At 39.4% G+C, this 20,890-nt stretch carries 15 protein-coding genes and 1 other RNA gene; 12 read left to right on the plus strand and 4 right to left on the minus strand.

The genetic code is table 11. The features are described 5' to 3' along the window. Positions 1-31: 31 nt before the first annotated feature. Together NGI26_RS00920 and NGI26_RS00925 are read left to right on the plus strand one after the other, a co-directional pair. Entirely contained in the window at positions 32-1,927 is a 1,896-nt protein-coding gene (locus NGI26_RS00920; RefSeq protein WP_251934826.1) for a DUF2207 domain-containing protein, read from the plus strand. Between the two features lie 62 nt (positions 1,928-1,989). Further along, a complete protein-coding gene (locus tag NGI26_RS00925) occupies positions 1,990-2,835 on the plus strand; it encodes an undecaprenyl-diphosphate phosphatase (protein WP_251934829.1) in 846 nt (281 codons plus the stop codon). Between the two features lie 35 nt (positions 2,836-2,870). Here NGI26_RS00925 and dinB read toward each other — a convergent pair whose 3' ends face one another. Then, positions 2,871-3,932 carry a DNA polymerase IV gene (gene dinB, locus NGI26_RS00930; RefSeq protein ID WP_251934839.1) on the minus strand — a complete coding sequence of 354 codons (1,062 nt, stop codon included), beginning with the start codon at positions 3,930-3,932 and terminating at the stop codon, positions 2,871-2,873. Positions 3,933-4,170: 238 nt separating this feature from the next. Between dinB and pflB the strand changes: the two genes are divergently transcribed. Together pflB and NGI26_RS00940 are read left to right on the plus strand one after the other, a co-directional pair. Then, the gene (gene pflB / locus NGI26_RS00935; protein ID WP_251934841.1) at positions 4,171-6,486 is read left to right on the plus strand and encodes a formate C-acetyltransferase; all 2,316 of its coding nucleotides are present in this window, start codon (positions 4,171-4,173) and stop codon (positions 6,484-6,486) included. A 404-nt stretch (positions 6,487-6,890) separates the two neighbouring features. Next, the gene (locus NGI26_RS00940; protein WP_251934843.1) at positions 6,891-8,993 is read left to right on the plus strand and encodes an AAA family ATPase; all 2,103 of its coding nucleotides are present in this window, start codon (positions 6,891-6,893) and stop codon (positions 8,991-8,993) included. 56 nt (positions 8,994-9,049) lie between these two features. On the opposite strand, the gene NGI26_RS00945 is transcribed toward NGI26_RS00940, so the two are convergent. Then, the gene (locus NGI26_RS00945) at positions 9,050-9,532 is read right to left on the minus strand and encodes an S-ribosylhomocysteine lyase (protein WP_000032544.1); all 483 of its coding nucleotides are present in this window, start codon (positions 9,530-9,532) and stop codon (positions 9,050-9,052) included. 204 nt (positions 9,533-9,736) lie between these two features. On the opposite strand from NGI26_RS00945, the gene NGI26_RS00950 reads away from it, so the two are divergent. Next, positions 9,737-11,716, plus strand: coding sequence for a peptide ABC transporter substrate-binding protein (locus NGI26_RS00950; protein WP_251934845.1), 1,980 nt, complete (start codon positions 9,737-9,739; stop codon positions 11,714-11,716). A gap of 79 nt (positions 11,717-11,795) precedes the next feature. Here NGI26_RS00950 and pbp1a read toward each other — a convergent pair whose 3' ends face one another. Continuing rightward, positions 11,796-13,931 (minus strand): penicillin-binding protein PBP1A, encoded by a 2,136-nt coding sequence (gene pbp1a / locus NGI26_RS00955; RefSeq protein ID WP_251934847.1) that lies wholly within the window; start codon positions 13,929-13,931, stop codon positions 11,796-11,798. Beyond that, positions 13,928-14,524, minus strand: a complete 597-nt coding sequence (recU, locus tag NGI26_RS00960) for a Holliday junction resolvase RecU (protein WP_251934849.1) — start codon at positions 14,522-14,524, stop codon at positions 13,928-13,930. The genes pbp1a and recU overlap by 4 nt, the downstream gene beginning before the upstream one ends. A gap of 67 nt (positions 14,525-14,591) precedes the next feature. Between recU and NGI26_RS00965 the strand changes: the two genes are divergently transcribed. From NGI26_RS00965 to NGI26_RS00995, 7 genes are all read left to right on the plus strand, one after another. After that, positions 14,592-15,119: an SLOG family protein gene (locus NGI26_RS00965; RefSeq protein ID WP_251934851.1), complete on the plus strand. Its 528-nt coding sequence runs from the start codon at positions 14,592-14,594 to the stop codon at positions 15,117-15,119. A 69-nt stretch (positions 15,120-15,188) separates the two neighbouring features. Then, complete coding sequence (gene gpsB, locus NGI26_RS00970; protein WP_286009818.1) at positions 15,189-15,524, plus strand: cell division regulator GpsB; 336 nt, start codon at positions 15,189-15,191, stop codon at positions 15,522-15,524. An 18-nt stretch (positions 15,525-15,542) separates the two neighbouring features. Continuing rightward, positions 15,543-15,924, plus strand: an RNA gene (gene rnpB / locus NGI26_RS00975) — RNase P RNA component class B. Positions 15,925-16,006: 82 nt separating this feature from the next. After that, on the plus strand, positions 16,007-17,185 hold the full coding sequence (locus NGI26_RS00980; protein ID WP_251934855.1) for a THUMP domain-containing class I SAM-dependent RNA methyltransferase: 1,179 nt from the start codon (positions 16,007-16,009) through the stop codon (positions 17,183-17,185). After that, the gene (gene mapZ / locus NGI26_RS00985; RefSeq protein WP_251935337.1) at positions 17,178-18,629 is read left to right on the plus strand and encodes a cell division site-positioning protein MapZ; all 1,452 of its coding nucleotides are present in this window, start codon (positions 17,178-17,180) and stop codon (positions 18,627-18,629) included. The genes NGI26_RS00980 and mapZ overlap by 8 nt, the downstream gene beginning before the upstream one ends. 76 nt (positions 18,630-18,705) lie before the next feature. Beyond that, positions 18,706-20,130: an NADP-dependent phosphogluconate dehydrogenase gene (gene gnd / locus NGI26_RS00990; RefSeq protein WP_251934857.1), complete on the plus strand. Its 1,425-nt coding sequence runs from the start codon at positions 18,706-18,708 to the stop codon at positions 20,128-20,130. Positions 20,131-20,141: 11 nt separating this feature from the next. After that, positions 20,142-20,831, plus strand: a complete 690-nt coding sequence (locus NGI26_RS00995; protein ID WP_251934859.1) for a response regulator transcription factor — start codon at positions 20,142-20,144, stop codon at positions 20,829-20,831. Positions 20,832-20,890 lie beyond the last annotated feature (59 nt).

Genomic DNA, 20,890 nt, shown 5'->3' on the forward strand with positions numbered 1-20,890 from the left:
AATAGTGAAAAAACGTGAAAGGGAATGTAAAATGAAAAAGAGATGGTTACTTGGCCTGGTATTTACTTTTTTACTATTCATACCGAGCCTTGTTTTTGCAGTAGACTTCGATATTCTATCCTATAAAGGTGATTTGAATATTCATGCAGATAATACAGCAGTTTTCAAAGAAACAATCACCTACCACTTTAAAGATGATTTTAATGGTCAATTGATTGGACTCGGAAAAGCAGGGAAAATGCCCAGCGGATTTGAAATTGACGATGAACCAACTGTCTTAGTATCCAAAAATGGCCAAATTGTTCAAGATGTCCTCTCGTATACTAAGGAGGAAGAGGAAGGCTACAAGGTCACAATTTTTAATCCGGGAAATGCAGGGGATACTGTTCGGGTAACTGTTACTTGGCAATTGAAAAATCTTCTTTTCTTATATCAGGATATTGCTGAGCTGAATTGGCAACCACTGACAGATAGTTCAGGGGATATTAAAGATTTAGAATTTCGAGTAACATCGGATAAACCAGCCGAGAAACTCTTTTTCCATACTGGTAAACTCCTCGATGAGGGGAATGTTGCAAAAGTAAATGATATCTACTGGGTGAAAATGAAAAATCTTCCTAGAAACCGTCAAGTTGAGCTGCATGCCTATTGGCCGAGAGAAGTTTTCTCAAGTGCTCCAAGCCAAGGACTGAATGAAGATAATCTAAGTAACTTTAAAAGAGTTGAGGTAGAAATAAAGGCTGAAAAAGTCCAGGCTAACGTCATGATAAAATGGATTTTTCCAATCTTCTTTACGACTCTGTTGCTAGTAACAATCCACTATTATAGAGAATTTCGTCAGCATACGACTCTTAAAAAGGTATATCCAAAGAATCATCGTCTTTACGAACCCCCTATGGACCTACCTCCAATGGTTTTGGCAGAAGCAATCTATTCAACATCCTTAGAGGAAGTTAGCCCTCTAAACAAGCAGAAGTTTGGTAAATTCAGTTTTGAACAACTAATCCAGGCAACCTTGTTAGATTTAGTCGATCGCGGGAATTTATCCATTTTTCAAGGTGAAGAAGAGCCGTGGATCAAAATTAACAGTGAAAAGGGTTTGTCCAATTTTGAGAAGGAATGCCTGCGGATGACTCTTTCTACAAATAAAGAACTGCCTCTTTCAGATCTTTTCCCTGAGTATCAAGTTTCTTCAGTTTTGTTCCATGGGGCTAAGGAAGCTGATGAGAAGCATATTCGAGAATTTGGCTTTCACCTCAAACGTTCCTTCGAGAGACGACTTGAACGTATGCAAGGTTGTGTTCGAGACAAGGTGAACATTTTACGAATTCCAAGTTATTATCGTCCTTTGACGGAACAAGAAAATAATCTTGTCAAAAAAATGAAAGTCTGTTCGGCTGTAACAGGTATTCTAGGCCTTCTCATCTTCTACTATAGTTTACGAACACATGGTTATTTCTCACTTCCTTTACTGTCACTCGGTTTAATGGGCTTGCTAGCTAGTATTTTAGTTCATTTTGTGACCCGAGGACCGTCTCGTGATGGAGTCTTAAATGAAGAGGGTGCAGAAGCCTTTTATCTCTGGACAAGTTTTGAAAACATGCTTCGGGATATAGCTCATCTTGATAAGGCTGAACTAGAGAGCATTGCACTTTGGAATCGCCTTTTGGTCTATGCGACTCTCTATGGATACGCCAAGAAAGTGAATAAAATCATGAAGCTTCTCAATATCCAACTTGAAAATGCAGATATGAATCTTTATGTGTCTGCTGGATGGGATAAACAGTTTCATACGTCTACTGCTCACATTCATCAATACACTTCGGTCGCAAATACAGCAAGTACCTTCTCTGTATCATCTGGAAGTGGTAGCTCTGGTGGAGGTTTCTCAGGCGGTGGCGGTGGTGGAAGTATTGGTGCTTTCTAAAGAAAACTAAACACATCCTTTAAAAGTATGATATAATGGAGGATAGAAAAAAGGAGTAATCTATGTATTTTTTTGAAATTTTAAAAGCTATCTTTTTTGGAATTGTTGAAGGAATCACGGAGTGGCTGCCGATTTCAAGCACTGGCCACTTGATTTTAGCACAAGAGTTTATCCAGTTTAAAGATCAAAATGAAACCTTTATGTCTATGTTTAACGTAGTCATTCAACTTGGTGCCATCTTTGCAGTTGTGGTTATCTACTTTAATAAACTTAATCCCTTCAAGCCAGGTAAGGATAAGGTACAAGTTCGTAGAACTTGGCAGTTATGGTCCAAAGTTCTTGTTGCGACTTTACCTCTGCTTCTAGTCTTTAAGTTTGATGATTGGTTTGACACTCACTTTCACAATATGGTATCAGTAGCCATTATGTTGATTGTTTATGGGGTTGCCTTTATCTATCTTGAAAAACGCAATAAAGCGCAAGCCATTGAGCCAACAGTTACTGAGTTAGACAAATTACCGTATAAAACAGCCCTCTATATTGGACTTTTCCAAGTCTTGGCCCTTTTGCCAGGTACTAGTCGTTCAGGTGCCACTATCGTAGGTGGTTTGTTGAACGGTACTAGTCGTTCAGTGGTGACCGAATTTACCTTCTATCTAGGAATTCCAGTTATGTTTGGAGCTAGTGCTTTGAAGATTTTTAAATTCATCAAGGCTGGAGAAGTCTTGAGCTTTGGTCAATTCTTCTTGCTCTTGGTAGCCATGGTAGTTGCTTTTGTAGTTAGCATGGTAGCCATCCGTTTCTTGACCAGCTATGTGAAAAAACACGACTTTACGGTGTTTGGTAAATACCGTATTGTCCTTGGTAGTGTCTTACTACTTTATAGCTTCGTTCGATTATTTATATAAGAAAACAGCCTTGAGGGTAGACTCCTTCAAGGTTTTTAAAATCCAGTCACAGTGACTCCCAATAAGCGAACCCCCTTGTCTTTATCACTCAGTGTTTCGTAGAGTTGGATAATACTTTGAGCAATTTGTTCAGGGTCTTGTGTTTGCTGCTCCAAAGTTTTTCGTTTCGTCAAGGTGGAAAAATCAGAGTAGCGAATTTTTAAAATGACAATCTTTCCAGATTTCTCGTGTTTTTGAAGATTAAGGGCGACTTTTTCCGAAAGGAGAGTTAGCTCTTTTTTGATATCTTCTTCAATATTGAGAATTTTGCTGTAGGTTTTTTCTTTACCGATGGACTTACGGATACGATTTACTTTGACTGGAGAATTATCGATGCCACGAGCTTTACGGTATAGGTCAAAGCCGAGGCGACCGAAACGATCAATAAGAGTAATTTCAGAGATTTCTAGGAGATCAGCTCCCGTAACTACACCCATATGATGCAATTTCTCGACTGTTTTTTTGCCAACACCGTGGAATTTAGCGATATCCATTTGTTTGAGAAAAACTTCAGCTTCATCAGGTAAAATGACAGTCAAACCTTTAGGTTTTTGAAAGTCACTGGCCATTTTAGCTAAAAATTTATTGTATGATACACCAGCTGATGCTGTTAATTGTAATTCTTGCCAAATATCCTGCTGGATTAAACGAGCGATTTTAACAGCAGATTTAATACCAAGCTTGTTTTCGGTCACATCTAGATAGGCTTCATCGATACTCATTGGTTCAATCTTATCCGTATATCGTTTAAAAATGTCCCGAATCTGTTGGCCAACAGTAGTATATTTTTCGTAGTTCCCAGAAATAAAAATAGCTTGAGGACAGCGTTCATATGCCTCTTTGGAACTCATAGCTGAGTGGATGCCGAATGCTCTCGCTTCATAACTACAGGTTGAAACAACACCTCGACCACCTGTTTTCCTTGGATCGTTACCAATAATAACTGGTTTCCCTTTAAGTTTAGGATTATCCCGAATTTCTACAGCAGCAAAAAAGGCATCCATGTCAATGTGGATAATTTTACGAGATAAATCATTCATCAGTGGAAATATAAGCATGAGATAGCCTTTCTTTGACAGATTTTATATCTTTATTATACCCCTTTTCTGAAAAAATAGGAAATAGTCAATCTTTTTTCAAAACTATACTACAGTTCATGATAAAAACACAACTGTATTATAAAAGAAAGTGGTTAAAAAGTGTGATTTCACTTGTTGAAATCGTTTACTGTGTGTTATACTGAATATATGAATGTAACAGATGACTGTTACTAGAAAGATAAAAGAGGACATTAACATGGTTGTTAAGACAGTTGTTGAAGCACAGGACATTTTTGACAAAGCCTGGGAAGGCTTTAAAGGTGTTGACTGGAAGGAAAAAGCAAGTGTATCACGCTTTGTACAAGCTAACTACACACCTTATGATGGAGATGAAAGCTTCCTTGCAGGACCAACAGAACGTTCACTTCACATCAAAAAAATCGTAGAAGAAACTAAAGCACACTACGAAGAAACTCGTTTCCCAATGGACACTCGTCCAACTTCTATTGCTGATATTCCTGCTGGATTTATCGACAAAGAAAACGAAGTTATTTATGGTATCCAAAACGACGAACTCTTCAAATTGAACTTCATGCCAAAAGGTGGTATCCGTATGGCTGAAACTACTTTGAAAGAAAATGGATACGAACCAGATCCAGCTGTTCACGAAATTTTCACTAAATACGTAACAACTGTTAACGACGGTATTTTCCGTGCTTACACTTCAAACATTCGTCGCGCTCGCCACGCTCACACTGTAACTGGTCTTCCAGATGCATACTCACGTGGACGTATCATCGGTGTTTACGCACGTCTTGCTCTTTACGGTGCAGACTACTTGATGCAAGAAAAAGTTAACGATTGGAACGCAATCGAAGAAATCGATGAAGAAACAATCCGTCTTCGTGAAGAAATCAACCTTCAATACCAAGCATTGCAACAAGTTGTACGCTTGGGTGATCTTTACGGAGTTGACGTTCGCAAACCAGCGATGAACGTTAAAGAAGCTATCCAATGGGTAAACATTGCCTTCATGGCTGTCTGCCGTGTTATCAACGGTGCGGCTACATCTCTTGGACGTGTGCCAATCGTATTGGATATTTTTGCAGAACGTGACCTTGCTCGTGGTACATTTACTGAATCAGAAATCCAAGAATTTGTTGATGATTTCGTTATGAAACTTCGTACAGTTAAATTTGCTCGTACAAAAGCTTATGACCAATTGTACTCAGGTGACCCAACCTTCATCACAACTTCTATGGCTGGTATGGGTAACGATGGTCGTCACCGTGTTACTAAGATGGACTACCGTTTCTTGAACACTCTTGACAACATCGGTAACTCACCAGAACCAAACTTGACAGTTCTTTGGACTGACAAATTGCCATACAACTTCCGTCGTTACTGTATGCACATGAGCCACAAACACTCTTCAATCCAATATGAAGGTGTTACAACAATGGCTAAAGACGGATACGGTGAAATGAGCTGTATCTCATGTTGTGTATCTCCACTTGACCCAGAAAACGAAGAACAACGTCACAACATCCAGTACTTCGGTGCTCGCGTTAACGTTCTTAAAGCTCTTCTTACTGGTTTGAACGGTGGTTACGACGATGTTCATAAAGACTACAAAGTATTTGACATCGAACCAATCCGTGACGAAGTGCTTGAATTCGAATCAGTTAAAGCTAACTTTGAAAAATCTCTTGACTGGTTGACTGACACTTACGTAGATGCTTTGAACATCATCCACTACATGACTGACAAGTACAACTACGAAGCTGTTCAAATGGCCTTCTTGCCAACTAAACAACGTGCTAACATGGGATTCGGTATCTGTGGATTCGCTAACACTGTTGATACATTGTCAGCTATCAAGTACGCTACAGTTAAACCAATCCGTGATGAAAATGGCTATATCTACGATTACGAAACAATCGGTGAATACCCACGTTGGGGTGAAGATGACCCACGTTCAAACGAATTGGCAGAATGGTTGATCGAAGCTTATACGACTCGTCTACGTAGCCACAAACTCTACAAAGATGCAGAAGCTACAGTATCACTTTTGACAATCACATCTAACGTTGCTTACTCTAAACAAACTGGTAACTCACCAGTCCACAAAGGTGTATACCTCAACGAAGATGGTTCTGTGAACTTGTCTAAACTTGAATTCTTCTCACCAGGTGCGAACCCATCTAACAAAGCTAAAGGTGGATGGTTGCAAAACTTGAACTCACTTGCTAGCCTAGACTTTGGTTACGCAGCTGACGGTATCTCATTGACAACTCAAGTTTCTCCACGTGCTCTTGGTAAGACTCGTGACGAACAAGTGGATAACTTGGTAACAATCCTTGATGGTTACTTCGAAAACGGTGGACAACACGTTAACTTGAACGTTATGGACTTGAACGATGTTTATGAAAAGATCATGTCAGGTGAAGACGTAATCGTACGTATCTCTGGATACTGTGTAAACACTAAATACCTCACTCCAGAGCAAAAAACTGAATTGACACAACGTGTCTTCCACGAAGTACTTTCAATGGATGATGCATTGAGCTAAGATTCATAAATAACAATTTAAAAACCAGTCAACATGGCTGGTTTTTTTGTTATAAAATTTTTTTAAAAAAAAATTGGTCAATTTTAGTCAAACCTCTTGACTAAAATTGACCAAAGTGATATACTAAGAACATAAGGATAAGAAAATCCTTAGAAAACATTGATTTCAAAGGGATATAATGTTTCATATTGAAATCAAGTATGGTTAAAACCTAGAAAAGAGGTAAAACCTATGTCTAACATTAATATTTTTAAAAGTCCAATTGCAAAAATCGTAATAAATAAAGAAAAACCAGAAATTATTCGTAGAGTAGCTAACAGCTAGTCTAAATTTTTTAAAACAAAGGTCAGAGAAAGTCAAATTCTTTTGACTGAGTAAATTTTTAATTAAACGAGGTATGAAATATGAATAACAACTTTAATAACTTTAACAACATGGATGATTTATTTAACCAATTGATGGGTGGTATGCGTGGATATAGTTCAGAAAACCGTCGTTACTTGATTAACGGTCGTGAAGTAACACCTGAAGAATTTGCTATTTACCGTCAAACAGGTCAACTTCCAAGCGAAGGTAGTGAACAAGCTCAGTACGTTCAAGGCAAAGCTATGAAACAAGATGGGATTCTTGCAAAACTTGGACGAAACTTAACAGCAGAAGCTCGTGAAGGTAAGTTGGATCCAGTTATTGGACGTAATAAAGAAATTCAAGAAACTTCTGAAATTCTTTCTCGCCGTACTAAGAACAATCCTGTTCTTGTTGGTGATGCTGGTGTTGGTAAAACAGCGGTAGTAGAAGGTCTTGCTCAAGCTATCGTGAATGGTGATGTTCCAGCAGCCATCAAGAATAAAGAAATTATCTCTATTGATATTTCAGGACTTGAAGCTGGTACTCAATACCGTGGTAGCTTTGAAGAAAACATTCAAAACTTGGTAAATGAGGTTAAAGAAGCTGGAAACATTATCCTCTTCTTCGATGAAATTCATCAAATCCTGGGTGCAGGTAGCACAGGTGATGGCCAAGGGTCTAAAGGTCTTGCGGATATTTTGAAACCAGCACTTTCACGTGGTGAATTGACTGTGATTGGTGCAACAACTCAAGATGAATATCGTAACACTATTTTGAAAAATGCTGCCCTTGCTCGACGTTTCAACGAAGTGAAGGTCAATGCTCCATCTGCTGAAGATACCTTCAAGATCCTCCAAGGGATTCGTGATCTTTATCAACAACACCACAATGTTGTCTTGCCAGATGAAGTCTTGAAAGCAGCAGTAGATTATTCTGTTCAATACATTCCACAACGCAGCTTGCCAGATAAGGCGATTGACTTGGTCGATGTAACAGCTGCTCACTTGGCGGCTCAACACCCTGTGACAGATGTACATGCGGTTGAGCACGAAATTCAAGCGGAAAAAACCAAACAAGAAGAAGCTGCCGCTAAAGAAGACTATGAAGCAGCCCTTAATGCTAAGGTTCGTATTGAAGAACTTGAAAAGAAAATTGCCAACCATACTGAGGATCACAAGATAACTGCAACAGTCAATGATATAGCTGAGTCTGTAGAACGTATGACTGGCATTCCAGTTTCTCAAATGGGTGCAACCGATATTGAACGTTTGAAAGATATGGGGCACCGTTTGCAAACCAAAGTTATTGGTCAAGATAAGGCCGTTGAAGCCGTTGCGAAAGCGATCCGTCGGAACCGTGCAGGCTTTGACGAAGGTAACCGTCCAATCGGTAGCTTCCTATTTGTAGGACCTACTGGTGTTGGTAAAACTGAGTTGGCTAAACAATTGGCTCTTGATATGTTTGGTACTAAAGATGCCATCATCCGTTTGGATATGTCAGAATACAGCGACCGCACAGCCGTTTCTAAATTAATCGGTACAACTGCAGGTTATGTTGGTTACGATGACAACAACAATACTTTGACTGAACGTGTTCGTCGTAATCCATACTCAATCGTCCTTCTTGACGAGATTGAAAAGGCAGATCCTCAAGTGATTACTCTTCTCCTTCAAGTCTTGGATGATGGTCGTTTGACAGACGGTCAAGGGAATACAGTAAACTTCAAGAATACTGTGATTATCGCAACTTCAAACGCTGGCTTTGGTTATGAAGCGAATTTGACAGAAGATGCGGACAAACCAGAACTCATGGAACGTTTGAAACCTTACTTCCGTCCAGAATTCCTCAACCGTTTCAATGCTGTGATTGAATTCTCACACTTAAGCAAGGAAGATCTTTCTAAGATTGTTGATTTGATGTTAGTGGATGTCAATAAGACTCTTTCTAAGAAAGAAATCGACCTAGCAGTGAGCGATGCAGCCAAAGAATATATGACCGAAGAAGGTTACGATGAAGTCATGGGTGTTCGTCCACTCCGTCGTGTAGTAGAACAACAAATCCGTGACAAAGTCACAGACTTCCACTTGGATAACTTGGATGCTAAACACCTAGAAGCTGATATGGAAGATGGTGTTTTGGTCATTCGTGAAAAAGCCTAAATCAAGATTTTGAGAATGAAAAAGGAACCAGATGAAAAGCTGGTTCCTTTTTATTATTAAATGACATGACGTTCAAAGGCATCGTCTGAGATTCCTTGTTCCAAAATCAATTTTGCCCATTCCTTAGCAGAAAAGAGGCTGTGATCCTTGTAGTTGCCACAAGATTCAATGGTTGTTCCTGGGACATCTTCCCAAGTTGTTGTTTCAGCGATTTCTTTCAATGAATCCTTGATAACTGCTGCGATTTCAGCGCTGGTATGACGTCCCCACATAATCATGTGGAAACCTGTACGACAACCAAATGGTGAGCAGTCAATCATACCGTCAATACGAGTACGAATTAGCTTAGCCAAGAGGTGCTCAATTGTGTGAAGGCCTGCAGTTGGGATTGAGTCCTCGTTTGGTTGAACCAAGCGAATATCAAAGTTAGAAATGATATCTCCCTTAGGACCTGTTTCTTCTCCGATTAAACGGACATAAGGTGCTTTGACAATGGTGTGATCAAGTTCAAAACTTTCAACAATAACTTCTTTTGACATGGTATTTCCTTTCAACTTTCTCCTTTCATTATATCATAAAGATATATTTGATAAATGTAAATGATAGAAATTTTCCTAAAAAGATTTTCATATTTGAAATATAGGAAGAAAGATTTTTAAATCAATTTGAAAAATTCTGAAAATTGTATTGACACTGAGCTAAAAAGGGATTATAATGTATAAAAAGTCATAAAGGAGTTTATTATGAAATTATCAAAAGTAATGGCCCTAGCAGGAGTGACTCTGTTAGCGTCAGGTGTTTTGGCAGCCTGTTCTGGAGGCTCAGGAGCTAAAGGTGAGCAGACTTTTGCATTTACCTACGAGACAGACCCAGATAATCTCAACTACTTAACAACTGGTAAGGCAGCAACTGCCGACATTACTAGTAATGTGATTGATGGATTGCTTGAAAATGATAGATACGGGAACCTTATTCCCTCAATGGCAGAGGACTGGTCAGTTTCTAAGGATGGCTTGACTTATACTTATAAGATTCGTCAGGATGCCAAGTGGTATACATCTGAGGGAGAAGAGTATGCTGCTGTGAAAGCTCAAGACTTTGTAACAGGTCTTAAATATGCAGCTGACAATAAATCAGAAGCCCTTTATCTCGTCCAAGATTCTATTAAGGGTCTTGATGCATATGTGAAAGGTGAAGTTAAAGACTTCTCAGAAGTTGGAATTAAGGCAATTGATGATCAGACAGTTCAATACACTTTGAACAAACCAGAAAGCTTCTGGAACTCTAAGACAACTATGGGTGTTCTTGCACCGGTCAATGAAGAATTTCTTACTTCAAAAGGAAGTGACTTTGCCAAAGCAACAGATCCAAGCAGTATCCTTTATAACGGTCCTTACTTGTTGAAATCATTGGTAACTAAATCTTCAGTAGAATTTGAAAAGAATCCAAATTATTGGGATAAGGATAATGTTCATATTGACAAAGTCAAGTTGTCATTCTGGGATGGTCAAGATACTAGTAAACCAGCCGAAAACTTTAAAGATGGTAGCTTAACAGCAGCTCGTCTCTATCCAACAAGTGCAAGTTTTTCAGAGCTTGAAAAATCAATGAAGGACAATATTGTCTATACGCAACAAGATTCGACTACATATGTAGTGGGGACAAACATCGACCGTCAGTCCTATAAATATACTTCTAAGACTAGCGAAGAACAAAAGACATCTACTAAAAAGGCTCTCTTGAATAAGGATTTTCGTCAGGCTATTGCCTTTGGATTTGATCGTACAGCCTATGCCTCTCAACTCAATGGACAAAACGGTGCAAGCAAAATCTTACGTAATATCTTTGTTCCACCGACATTTGTTCAAGCAGATGGTAAGAACTTTGGTGATATGGTCAAAGAAAAATTGGTGACTTATGGGGATGAATGGAAGGATATCAACCTTGCTGATGCTCAAGACGGTCTCTATAATCCAGAGAAAGCCAAAGCAGAATTTGCTAAAGCTAAATCAGCTTTGCAAGCTGAGGGAGTACAATTCCCAATTCACCTAGACATGCCTGTTGACCAAACAGCAACTACAAAAGTTCAGCGCGTCCAATCTATGAAACAATCCTTGGAAGCAACTTTAGGAACTGATAATGTCATTATTGATATCCAACAATTACAAAAAGATGAAGTGCTTAATGTAACTTTATTTGCACAAACTGCTGCTGGTGAGGATTGGGATCTTTCTGATAACGTTGGATGGGGACCAGACTTCTCAGATCCATCAACTTATCTTGACATCATCAAACCTTCTGTAGGGGAAAATACGAGAACTTATCTAGGATTTGATTCAGGAAAAGACAATGAGGCGGCTAAGAAGGTTGGTCTCAATGATTATGATAAAATGGTCAATGAAGCAGGGGAAGAAACTACAGATGTGACAAAACGTTATAACAAGTATGCCGAAGCTCAAGCATGGTTGACAGATAGTGCCCTAGTCATTCCAACGACATCTCGTACAGGGCGTCCAATCTTGTCTAAGATGGTACCATTTACTTTACCTTTCGCTTTCGCAGGTAACAAGGGGACAAGCGATCCGCTTCGATACAAATATCTTGAACTTCAAGACAAGGCAGTCACTGCAGATGAATATCAAAAAGCTCAAGATAAATGGATGAAAGAAAAAGAAGAATCCAATAAAAAAGCGCAAGAAGAGCTCGCAAAACATGTGAAATAAAATAAGGTGGAGTTAGTGATTAACTCCGCTTTTTTCGATAGAAAAAAGCCTAGGAAAAATCTTCCTAGGTCTTTTATGGTTATTGTTGTCCTTGCGGATTTGTATTTTGTTGAGGGTTTTGATTGGCATTTTGAGTAGTTGGGTTCTGTGGGGTATTTGGGTTAGTAGTTTCAGCAACTGAAGTTTGATTTTCAGTCGTTGTAGTAGGAGCCTCTGTTGTAGCCTGTTGAGTAGTTTGAGGAACCCAGTTGTTACGAGCGCCGACTTTGAAGACATACTCACCATTACGATACAAGCCCTCAGGCATTGTCCAATCACCAGGATGGTCATTCTCTGAAAGATACTGCATCATAGAACGATAAATACTAGTAGCGACATTGAAACCATCACCAACAATTGGAGTAAGGCGGTTTGAGTAACCGGTCCAGACGGCCATTGAATATTTACGGGTGTAACCTACAAACATTTCGTCTGGAGCAACAAATTGACTTGTTTTGATTTGATTTTCAATCTCTTCGTCAGTATAGTTTGAGGTACCAGTTTTACCAGCTTGTGGAAGCCATGATATATAAGCGTCTCGTCCTGTACCAGAATATAATACAGTTTTCATCATTTCTGTCATCATGTAGGCAGTTGTTTCTTTCATGGCACGAGTACCTTGATCAGAGAAATCTTTTGAACTACCATCACTGAAGACAATTTTATTGATGTACATTGGTGTATAATAGATACCACCGTTAGCAAAAGCAGCATAGGCAGCGGCCATTTTCTCACTACTTGCACCGTATTGTTTACCTGATTCAGTTGTGTTACTTGAAATTGCGTTTGCGTATACCATGGTTGGATAATCAATGCCTAATCCATTTAGAAAACCTTTTGCTTTATCAAGTCCAACCTTATTTAATGTTTCAACCGCTGGAACATTACGTGATTGTTGGATGGCAGTTTGAAGAGTAATATTACCATAATAACCCCTATCCCAGTTATAAACAGGAATATTAGTACCTGGATAGTTGTAAGGGACATCCTTGAGCATGTAGGCAGTAGAGTCATAAATATCATACTCCAATGCAGGGGCATAGTCTGTGATTGGTTTCATGGTAGAACCCCAGTCACGGTTGGTTTCGACGGCTTGGTTAATACCGAAAGATACGTTGCTAGCTTGGTGCCGAGATCCGAGTTGAGCAATAACTTTTCCATTTGATACATCAATGATGGTAGAAGCTGCTTGAATTTCATCATCTGGATAGTTTACGTATTGATCAGTGTTATAGACGTCCCAAAGGTGTTTTTGTACTTCTTGGTCAACGTTGGTATAGACTTCCATACCTGTTGTTAATAGATTATAGCCTGTCTCTGTTTCAACTTGTTTAATCACTTCTTTAAGGTAATTGTCTAAATATGGAGGATAGGTGTTACTTCCTTTGAGGCTTTGTAAACCATCAGTGATAGGAGTATTGATGGCTTTTTCATATTGCTCGGCTGTAAGGTAACCTTGTTTTTGCATTTCTGACAAAACGAGGTTTCGTCTTTCAAGAGCTGCTTCAGGGTGAGAATAAGGATCGTATTGGTTTGGAGCCTGTGGCATACCTGCTAAGAGTGCTAGCTGAGGGATGGATAATTCTTTTAGATCTTTACCATAATAGTTTTCCGCAGCAGTCTGCATACCATAATTACCATTTGACATGTACACTTTATTGATGTAATATGTCAAAATTTCTTGTTTGGTTGCAGTTCTTTCTAACTGAATTGCTAGCCAAGCTTCCTGAGCCTTACGAGAGATAGTTTGGTCTGACGAAGAAGTTGAAAAATAAGTTAGCTTAATCAACTGTTGAGTCAAAGTTGAACCGCCTTGAAGACCACCTCTACTACTTAAGTTTCGTAGGAAAGCTCCAGCTATTCGAATGCTATCAATTCCTCTATGGTTAAAGAAACGGTGATCCTCGATAGAGACAATTGCATTGACAAGTTCAATAGGAATATCACTGCTTTGAGCATTGACACGACGCTCGGCCCCTAAGTCAGCAATCAATTCGTTTTTACTATCGTAAATTTTACTTGAAGTTGTTGCGACAAGTTTGCTTTCGGAAAGTTCTGGTGCTTTAGATACGTAGTAGAAGAAGACACTACCACCAATCAATATTGAAGCAATAAAGGCTGCTAAGAATCCAATTCCTAGATATTTAGCGATGCGCCAGATAAGTTGTTTATTCATATTGTTTTACCACCTAGTAAATGTAGTTTGACGATATCGAGATAAGGTATTTGAGGAAAAGCTTGTTGTTCAATGACATAACCATGCTCTCGAATATAATCAAGCGGCATTGATTTTTTCCCCATATCCTTTTGATAAAAACGGATGAGGTCAATCGCCGGTAATAAATATGTTTCTTGATAAGAAGAAAAATGGATGAGGACGAAGCAAATCCCCTGTTGTTCAAGAACCTGTTCCATATGCTGAATCTGATGAGAATGGAAGTTCTTCATCGGGAAGGCTTTTTTTTGTCGGGTTTCCTTTGCTTCAAAATCAATGTAGAATCCTTCATAAACACCCGAGTAGTCAGTGGTTGAGGCCTGTCTAAAATAGGCTTCAACAATTTTAGCCCGACTCCGCTGAGGATAGTCGACCCGAACAATTTGAACTGGGGTTGGCTTTTTATGAATAACCGCTATTCCATGTGATAGATAGTAGTCGTTCGTAGCATTTATCATCTTTTCAAAGCTCATTCCTCGATTTGCGAAATTTTTAGTTTGAGGTAGAGAATTTTTACTTGGTTTAGATGAAAGTTTATGTGGATAGTTGACCATAGTCCTCCTTATTGGTACAATAACATCACTCTATTATACCACAAAGGTCTTCAGAAAGGGTGAAAAAATGCATACAGCCTTGGTTTTAGGATACTCAGCTTTTGATTTAGGATTGTTTAATGAAAAGGATATTCGCTTAAAAATTATCAAAAAAGCCATTCGTAGAGATTTGGAAAGATTGGCTGAGGAAGACTTGCAATGGCTAGTATTTACGGGTTCTCTGGGTTTTGAACACTGGGTCTTAGAAGTGGCTAAAGACATGAAAGAAGACTATGGATTTCAACTAGCGACCATTTTTGACTTTGAGACTCATGGATCGAATTGGAATGATGCTAACCAGGTCAAACTGAGTGATTTTAAACAGGTTGATTTTATTAAGTATGCCTATCCGACGTATAAGCATAAAGGTCAACTGAGAGATTATCAAATTTTTTTGCTCGAAAACACAGATGGAGCCTATCTTTTTTACGATGAAGAAAACGAAACAAAACTGAAATTTTTTTACGAACTGATGAAAAAGAAAGACAACTATATGACAAAAAGATTAACATTTGAGGATTTAAACGAAATGTCCGAAAATTTTTCCGAAAATTGAGGCTTTGACCTTGCTTTTTGTTTGCCTTTTTTTATATAATAATACTAGTAACTGAGAATGGAGAGAGACATGGCAAGTATTATTTTTACAGCGAAGGATATTTTTGAACAGGATTTCGGAAGAGAGGTACGTGGATATAGTAAAGCAGAGGTCGATGAGTTCTTGGATGACGTTATCAAGGATTATGAAACTTATGCTGCACTAGTGAAATCACTACGCTTGGAAGTCGCAGAATTGAAAGAAGAATTGGCGAAAAAACCTCAGGTAGCACCTGTGTCTGTAACTTCTGAACCTGCCGAGCTTGGAAGTACGACTTCTATGACTAACTTTGATATCTTGAAACGCTTGAATCGTTTGGAAAAAGAAGTATTTGGTAAACAAATCGCAGAAAATTCTGATTTCTAAGAATCATACAGTTGTGCAATTTTTGGATAATCGCGTGGAGGGTTTATCTTTTCATGAGGAAAGTCCATGCTAGCACAGGCTGTGATGCCTGTAGTGTTTGTGCTAGGCGAAACCATAAGCCTAGGGACGAGAAATCGTTACGGCGAGTGAATAGACTAAGTTTTCGGATATGTTTTAGTAGCTCTGAAAGTGCCACAGTGACGGAGTCTCTCTGGAAACAGAGAGAGTGGAACGCGGTAAACCCCTCAAGCTAGCAACCCAAATTTTGGTCGGGGCATGGAGTGCGCGGAAACGAACGTAGTACTCTGACTGCTAGCAGCATTTTGCTGTTAGTGGTAGACAGATGATTATCGAAAGAAGTGGTCCTAGTCACTTCTGGAACAAAACATGGCTTATAGAAAATTGCATATAGGTTGGGGCTGAGAAATTTTCTCAACCTCATTTTTTAAAGGTGAACAAGAGAAAGGTCTTTAAAGACTGACATGAAACAAACATTTAATTTAATCGCGACTGCTGCAGCAGGCTTAGAGGCCGTTGTAGGTCGTGAAGTGCGTGCACTTGGCTATGACTGTCAAGTTGAGAATGGTCGCGTTCGCTTTGAAGGAGATGTAAAGGCAATTATTGAAACCAATTTGTGGCTTCGAGCTGCAGATAGGATTAAGATTGTTGTTGGAACTTTCCCTGCAAAAACATTTGAAGAACTTTTTCAAGGAGTTTTTGCCTTAGATTGGGAAAACTATCTACCACTTGGAGCGCGTTTCCCGATTTCAAAGGCTAAGTGTGTCAAATCAAAACTTCATAATGAACCTAGTGTTCAAGCTATTTCTAAAAAGGCAGTTGTCAAGAAATTGCAGAAACATTATGCTCGACCAGAAGGCGTTCCCCTGATGGAAAATGGCCCAGAGTTTAAAATAGAGGTTTCGATTCTTAAAGATGTTGCGACTGTCATGATTGACACAAGTGGCTCTAGTCTTTTCAAACGAGGATATCGTACTGAAAAAGGTGGAGCACCAATCAAAGAAAACATGGCTGCAGCTATTATACAATTGTCTAACTGGTATCCAGATAAACCTCTGATTGACCCAACCTGTGGTTCAGGAACCTTCTGTATTGAGGCAACTATGATTGCTCGTAATATGGCGCCAGGCTTACGCCGTTCCTTTGCTTTTGAGGATTGGAACTGGATTAGCGATCGTTTGATTCAAGAAGTCCGTACTGAAGCTAGCAAAAAGATTAATCGTGACATTGAGCTAGACATCATGGGATGTGATATTGATGGACGCATGGTGGAAATTGCTAAGGCAAATGCTAAGGCAGCAGGAGTAGCTAATGATATTCTATTTAAGCAAATGCGTGTGCAGGACTTGCGTTCAGACAAGATTAATGGAGTCATCATCTCCAATCCTCCATATGGAGAACGTTTATCCGATGACGCTGGAGTCACGAAGCTCTATGCTGAGATGGGAGACGTATTTGCACCACTCAAAACCTGGAGTAAATTCATCCTGACCAGTGATGAAGCTTTTGAAAGTAAATATGGTAGTCAGGCTGATAAAAAGCGGAAACTCTATAACGGTACTTTGAAAGTTGATTTATATCAATTTTTTGGTCAACGAGTGAAAAGACAAGATGTCAAAACAGAAAGGAATGCAAATGAGTGAGAAAAGACGCAATCGCCATCACAAGGGTGAGCAAGAATCTAAATTTGAATTTGAAGAAGCTAAAGATTTAACGGTTGGTCAGGCTATTCGTAAGAACGAAGAAGTTGAGGCTGGTGTGACTTCGGATGATACCATCTTGGATAAATATATCAAGCAACACCGTGAAGAAATTGAAGCCGACAAGTTCGAAAATCTACAAACGAAAAAAGATGAAGTTACACAAAGCCTGGATGAGATGATTCAGGAAGTGAGAGAAACTACTGAACAAGAAAATACACTAAATCCGGATGAGGAAGCCATTGCACTTGCGGAAGCTGCAGAGACAACTGAAATTCTAGCTAAAGAAGTTGAAGAAGAGGAAACGAGAGTTCTCGAGCAACCTTTTAAGGATGAATTGAAAGCTGTGGAAATGGCTGGGGTTGATAACTCCGAAGCTACAGTAATTTATGAGGAAAATGAAGATCAACTGCAACCCTTGTCTCGTTATGCTCAAGCAGATAATCAACCACAAAATAAAAAGAAATGGGCGATTTTATCAGCTATTATTTTAGTAGTCCTCTTAATTTTGGGAGGTAGCTATTACGTTTATCGTCAGATTACGCGTTCTTCTCAAGAGCTTCAAACTAAGGCAGCAGATTCAGGTCTGGTAAGCAATCAGTCAGTCTATGAACAATTTAATACGCTCTATGACACATTTTATACTGATGAAAACAAAACGGCCCTTAAAAATAGCCAGTTTAGTCAACTAAATCAATTGAAGGAACTTCTAGACAAACTTGAAGGAGCGAGAGAGTATACTCTTGCTAAATCAAAATACGATAGCTTAGAAACACAAATAAAGGCTATCCAAGAAGTGAATGCTCAATTTGAGACCCCAGCTATTACAGATGGCATCTTAGATACAAATGCAAAAATCAAAGCGGATGCCAAATTTACGGATATCAAGACTGGTAATACAGAAATTGATAAACTGCTAGATAAGGCAATTAGTCTCGGTAAGAGTCAATTAACAAGTACAACAAGTGCGGCTTCAACGACAGCTGCTAGTCAAGAAGCTTCAAGCCCAACTACAGAAAGTAGTCCATCTACTTCAACAAACGAAACCGCAGCATCTACTAATGCCGGGAATGGTGGCTTATCAAGTGAAGGAGTTAATTTGCAAAGAAGTGTTAGCCGAGTGCCGTATAATCAATCAGCAGTTAATGACACTAGTAATCCTGCCTGGACCTTTGCAGATGGTGTTCTTGAAAGAATTCTTGAGACATCCCGTGCACGTGGATATATCACTGGAAACAAATATATCTTGGAACGTGTAAACATTGTGAATGGCAATGGATATTATAATCTTTATAAACCAGATGGAACTTATCTCTTTACTCTAAACTGTAAGACTGGATACTTTGTAGGGAATGGTTCTGGCTATGCTGATGATTTAGACTACTAGTCAAATCGTTATAAAATTCTTTCTTTTCACAAATAAACATGATAAAATAAAACATATTAAACAAGAGGAGTGTCACATGACAAAAGCTAACTTTGGTGTCGTAGGTATGGCCGTAATGGGTCGTAACCTTGCCCTTAATATTGAATCTCGTGGTTACACAGTAGCTATTTATAACCGTAGTAAAGAAAAAACAGAAGATGTAATTGCTTGCCATCCTGAAAAGAACTTTGTGCCAAGCTATGATATCGAAAGCTTCGTAAACTCAATTGAAAAACCACGTCGTATCATGCTTATGGTTCAAGCTGGTCCTGGTACAGATGCAACCATCCAAGCCCTTCTTCCACACTTGGATAAAGGCGATATCTTGATTGACGGAGGAAACACTTTCTACAAAGATACCATCCGTCGTAATGAAGAATTGGCAAATTCTGGCATCAACTTTATCGGTACTGGGGTTTCTGGTGGTGAAAAAGGTGCCCTTGAAGGTCCTTCTATCATGCCTGGTGGCCAAAAAGAAGCCTACGAATTGGTTGCTGATGTTCTCGAAGAAATCTCTGCAAAAGCGCCAGAAGATGGAAAACCATGTGTGACTTACATCGGTCCTGACGGAGCTGGTCACTATGTGAAAATGGTTCACAACGGTATCGAGTACGGTGATATGCAATTGATCGCTGAAAGCTATGATTTGATGCAACACTTACTTGGACTTTCAGCTCCAGAAATGGCTGAAATCTTTACTGAGTGGAATAAGGGCGAATTGGACAGCTACTTGATCGAAATCACTGCGGACATCCTTGGACGTAAAGATGATGAAGGTCAAGATGGACCAATCGTAGACTACATCTTGGATGCTGCAGGAAACAAGGGAACTGGTAAATGGACTAGCCAATCAGCGCTTGACCTTGGCGTGCCATTGTCACTCATTACTGAGTCAGTATTCGCACGTTACATCTCTACATACAAAGAGGAACGTGTACACGCTAGCAAGGTTCTTCCAAAACCAGCTGCTTTCAAATTTGAAGGAGATAAGGCTGAGTTGATCGAAAAGATCCGTCAAGCTCTTTACTTCTCAAAAATCATTTCTTACGCACAAGGTTTTGCTCAATTGCGTGTAGCTTCTAAAGAAAACAACTGGAACTTGCCATTTGCGGACATCGCATCTATCTGGCGTGATGGCTGTATCATCCGTTCACGTTTCTTGCAAAAGATCACAGATGCATACAACCGTGATGCAGACCTTGCTAACCTTCTTTTGGATGAGTACTTCCTAGATGTTACTGCTAAGTACCAACAAGCAGTGCGTGATATCGTAGCTCTTGCTGTTCAAGCTGGTGTACCAGTGCCAACCTTCTCAGCAGCTATTACTTACTTTGATAGCTACCGTTCAGCGGATCTTCCAGCTAACTTGATTCAAGCACAACGTGACTACTTTGGTGCCCATACATACCAACGTAAAGACAAAGAAGGAACATTCCACTACTCTTGGTATGACGAGAAATAAGTAGGTCAGCCATGGGGAAACGGATTTTATTACTTGAGAAAGAAAGAAATCTAGCTCATTTTTTAAGTCTGGAACTCCAAAAAGAGCAATACCGAGTTGATCAGGTAGAAGAGGGTCAAAAAGCCCTCTCCATGGCTCTTCAGACTGACTATGACTTGATTTTACTGAATGCTCATCTAGGAGATATGACAGCTCAGGGTTTTGCAGAACAGTTGAGTCGGACTAAGCCAGCTTCGGTTATTATAGTCTTGGACCACCGAGAAGAATTGCAAGACCAACTTGAAACTATCCAGCGTTTTGCTGTTTCATACATCTACAAGCCAGTGATTATAGAAAATTTGGTCGAAAGAATTTCAGCCATTTTTCGAGGTCGGGACTTCATTGACCAACACTGTGGTCAGATGAAGGTTCCAACGTCATACCGCAACCTACGTATGGATGTAGAACATCATACCGTTTATCGTGGCGAGGAGATGATTGCTTTGACACGCCGCGAATATGATCTTTTAGCGACTCTTATGGGAAGCAAGAAGGTTTTAACTCGTGAGCAGTTGTTGGAAAGTGTTTGGAAGTATGAAAGTGCGACCGAAACCAATATCGTGGATGTTTATATCCGTTATCTACGTAGTAAACTTGACGTAAAAGGTCAAAAAAGTTACATTAAAACAGTTCGTGGTGTAGGTTACACTATGCAAGAATAGGAAAGTAGTTGCAGTTATGTAACTGCTTTTTTTGAGAAGTTTCTATATATTGACATACA

This window comes from Streptococcus sp. Marseille-Q0941, from assembly GCF_943736975.1.
Lineage (GTDB): Bacteria > Bacillota > Bacilli > Lactobacillales > Streptococcaceae > Streptococcus.

Bases quoted from the DNA above. Each gene is read 5' to 3' on its own strand.
- NGI26_RS00965 (WP_251934851.1), top strand. From the start codon at position 14,592: ATGCATACAGCCTTGGTTTTAGGATACTCAGCTTTTGATTTAGGATTG.
- NGI26_RS00950 (WP_251934845.1), top strand. From the start codon at position 9,737: ATGAAATTATCAAAAGTAATGGCCCTAGCAGGAGTGACTCTGTTAGCG.
- recU (WP_251934849.1), bottom strand. From the start codon at position 14,524: ATGGTCAACTATCCACATAAACTTTCATCTAAACCAAGTAAAAATTCT.
- NGI26_RS00980 (WP_251934855.1), top strand. From the start codon at position 16,007: ATGAAACAAACATTTAATTTAATCGCGACTGCTGCAGCAGGCTTAGAG.
- NGI26_RS00920 (WP_251934826.1), top strand. From the start codon at position 32: ATGAAAAAGAGATGGTTACTTGGCCTGGTATTTACTTTTTTACTATTC.
- NGI26_RS00940 (WP_251934843.1), top strand. From the start codon at position 6,891: ATGAATAACAACTTTAATAACTTTAACAACATGGATGATTTATTTAAC.
- gpsB (WP_286009818.1), top strand. From the start codon at position 15,189: ATGGCAAGTATTATTTTTACAGCGAAGGATATTTTTGAACAGGATTTC.
- gnd (WP_251934857.1), top strand. From the start codon at position 18,706: ATGACAAAAGCTAACTTTGGTGTCGTAGGTATGGCCGTAATGGGTCGT.
- mapZ (WP_251935337.1), top strand. From the start codon at position 17,178: ATGAGTGAGAAAAGACGCAATCGCCATCACAAGGGTGAGCAAGAATCT.
- dinB (WP_251934839.1), bottom strand. From the start codon at position 3,932: ATGCTTATATTTCCACTGATGAATGATTTATCTCGTAAAATTATCCAC.
- NGI26_RS00925 (WP_251934829.1), top strand. From the start codon at position 1,990: ATGTATTTTTTTGAAATTTTAAAAGCTATCTTTTTTGGAATTGTTGAA.
- NGI26_RS00945 (WP_000032544.1), bottom strand. From the start codon at position 9,532: ATGTCAAAAGAAGTTATTGTTGAAAGTTTTGAACTTGATCACACCATT.
- pflB (WP_251934841.1), top strand. From the start codon at position 4,171: ATGGTTGTTAAGACAGTTGTTGAAGCACAGGACATTTTTGACAAAGCC.
- NGI26_RS00995 (WP_251934859.1), top strand. From the start codon at position 20,142: ATGGGGAAACGGATTTTATTACTTGAGAAAGAAAGAAATCTAGCTCAT.
- pbp1a (WP_251934847.1), bottom strand. From the start codon at position 13,931: ATGAATAAACAACTTATCTGGCGCATCGCTAAATATCTAGGAATTGGA.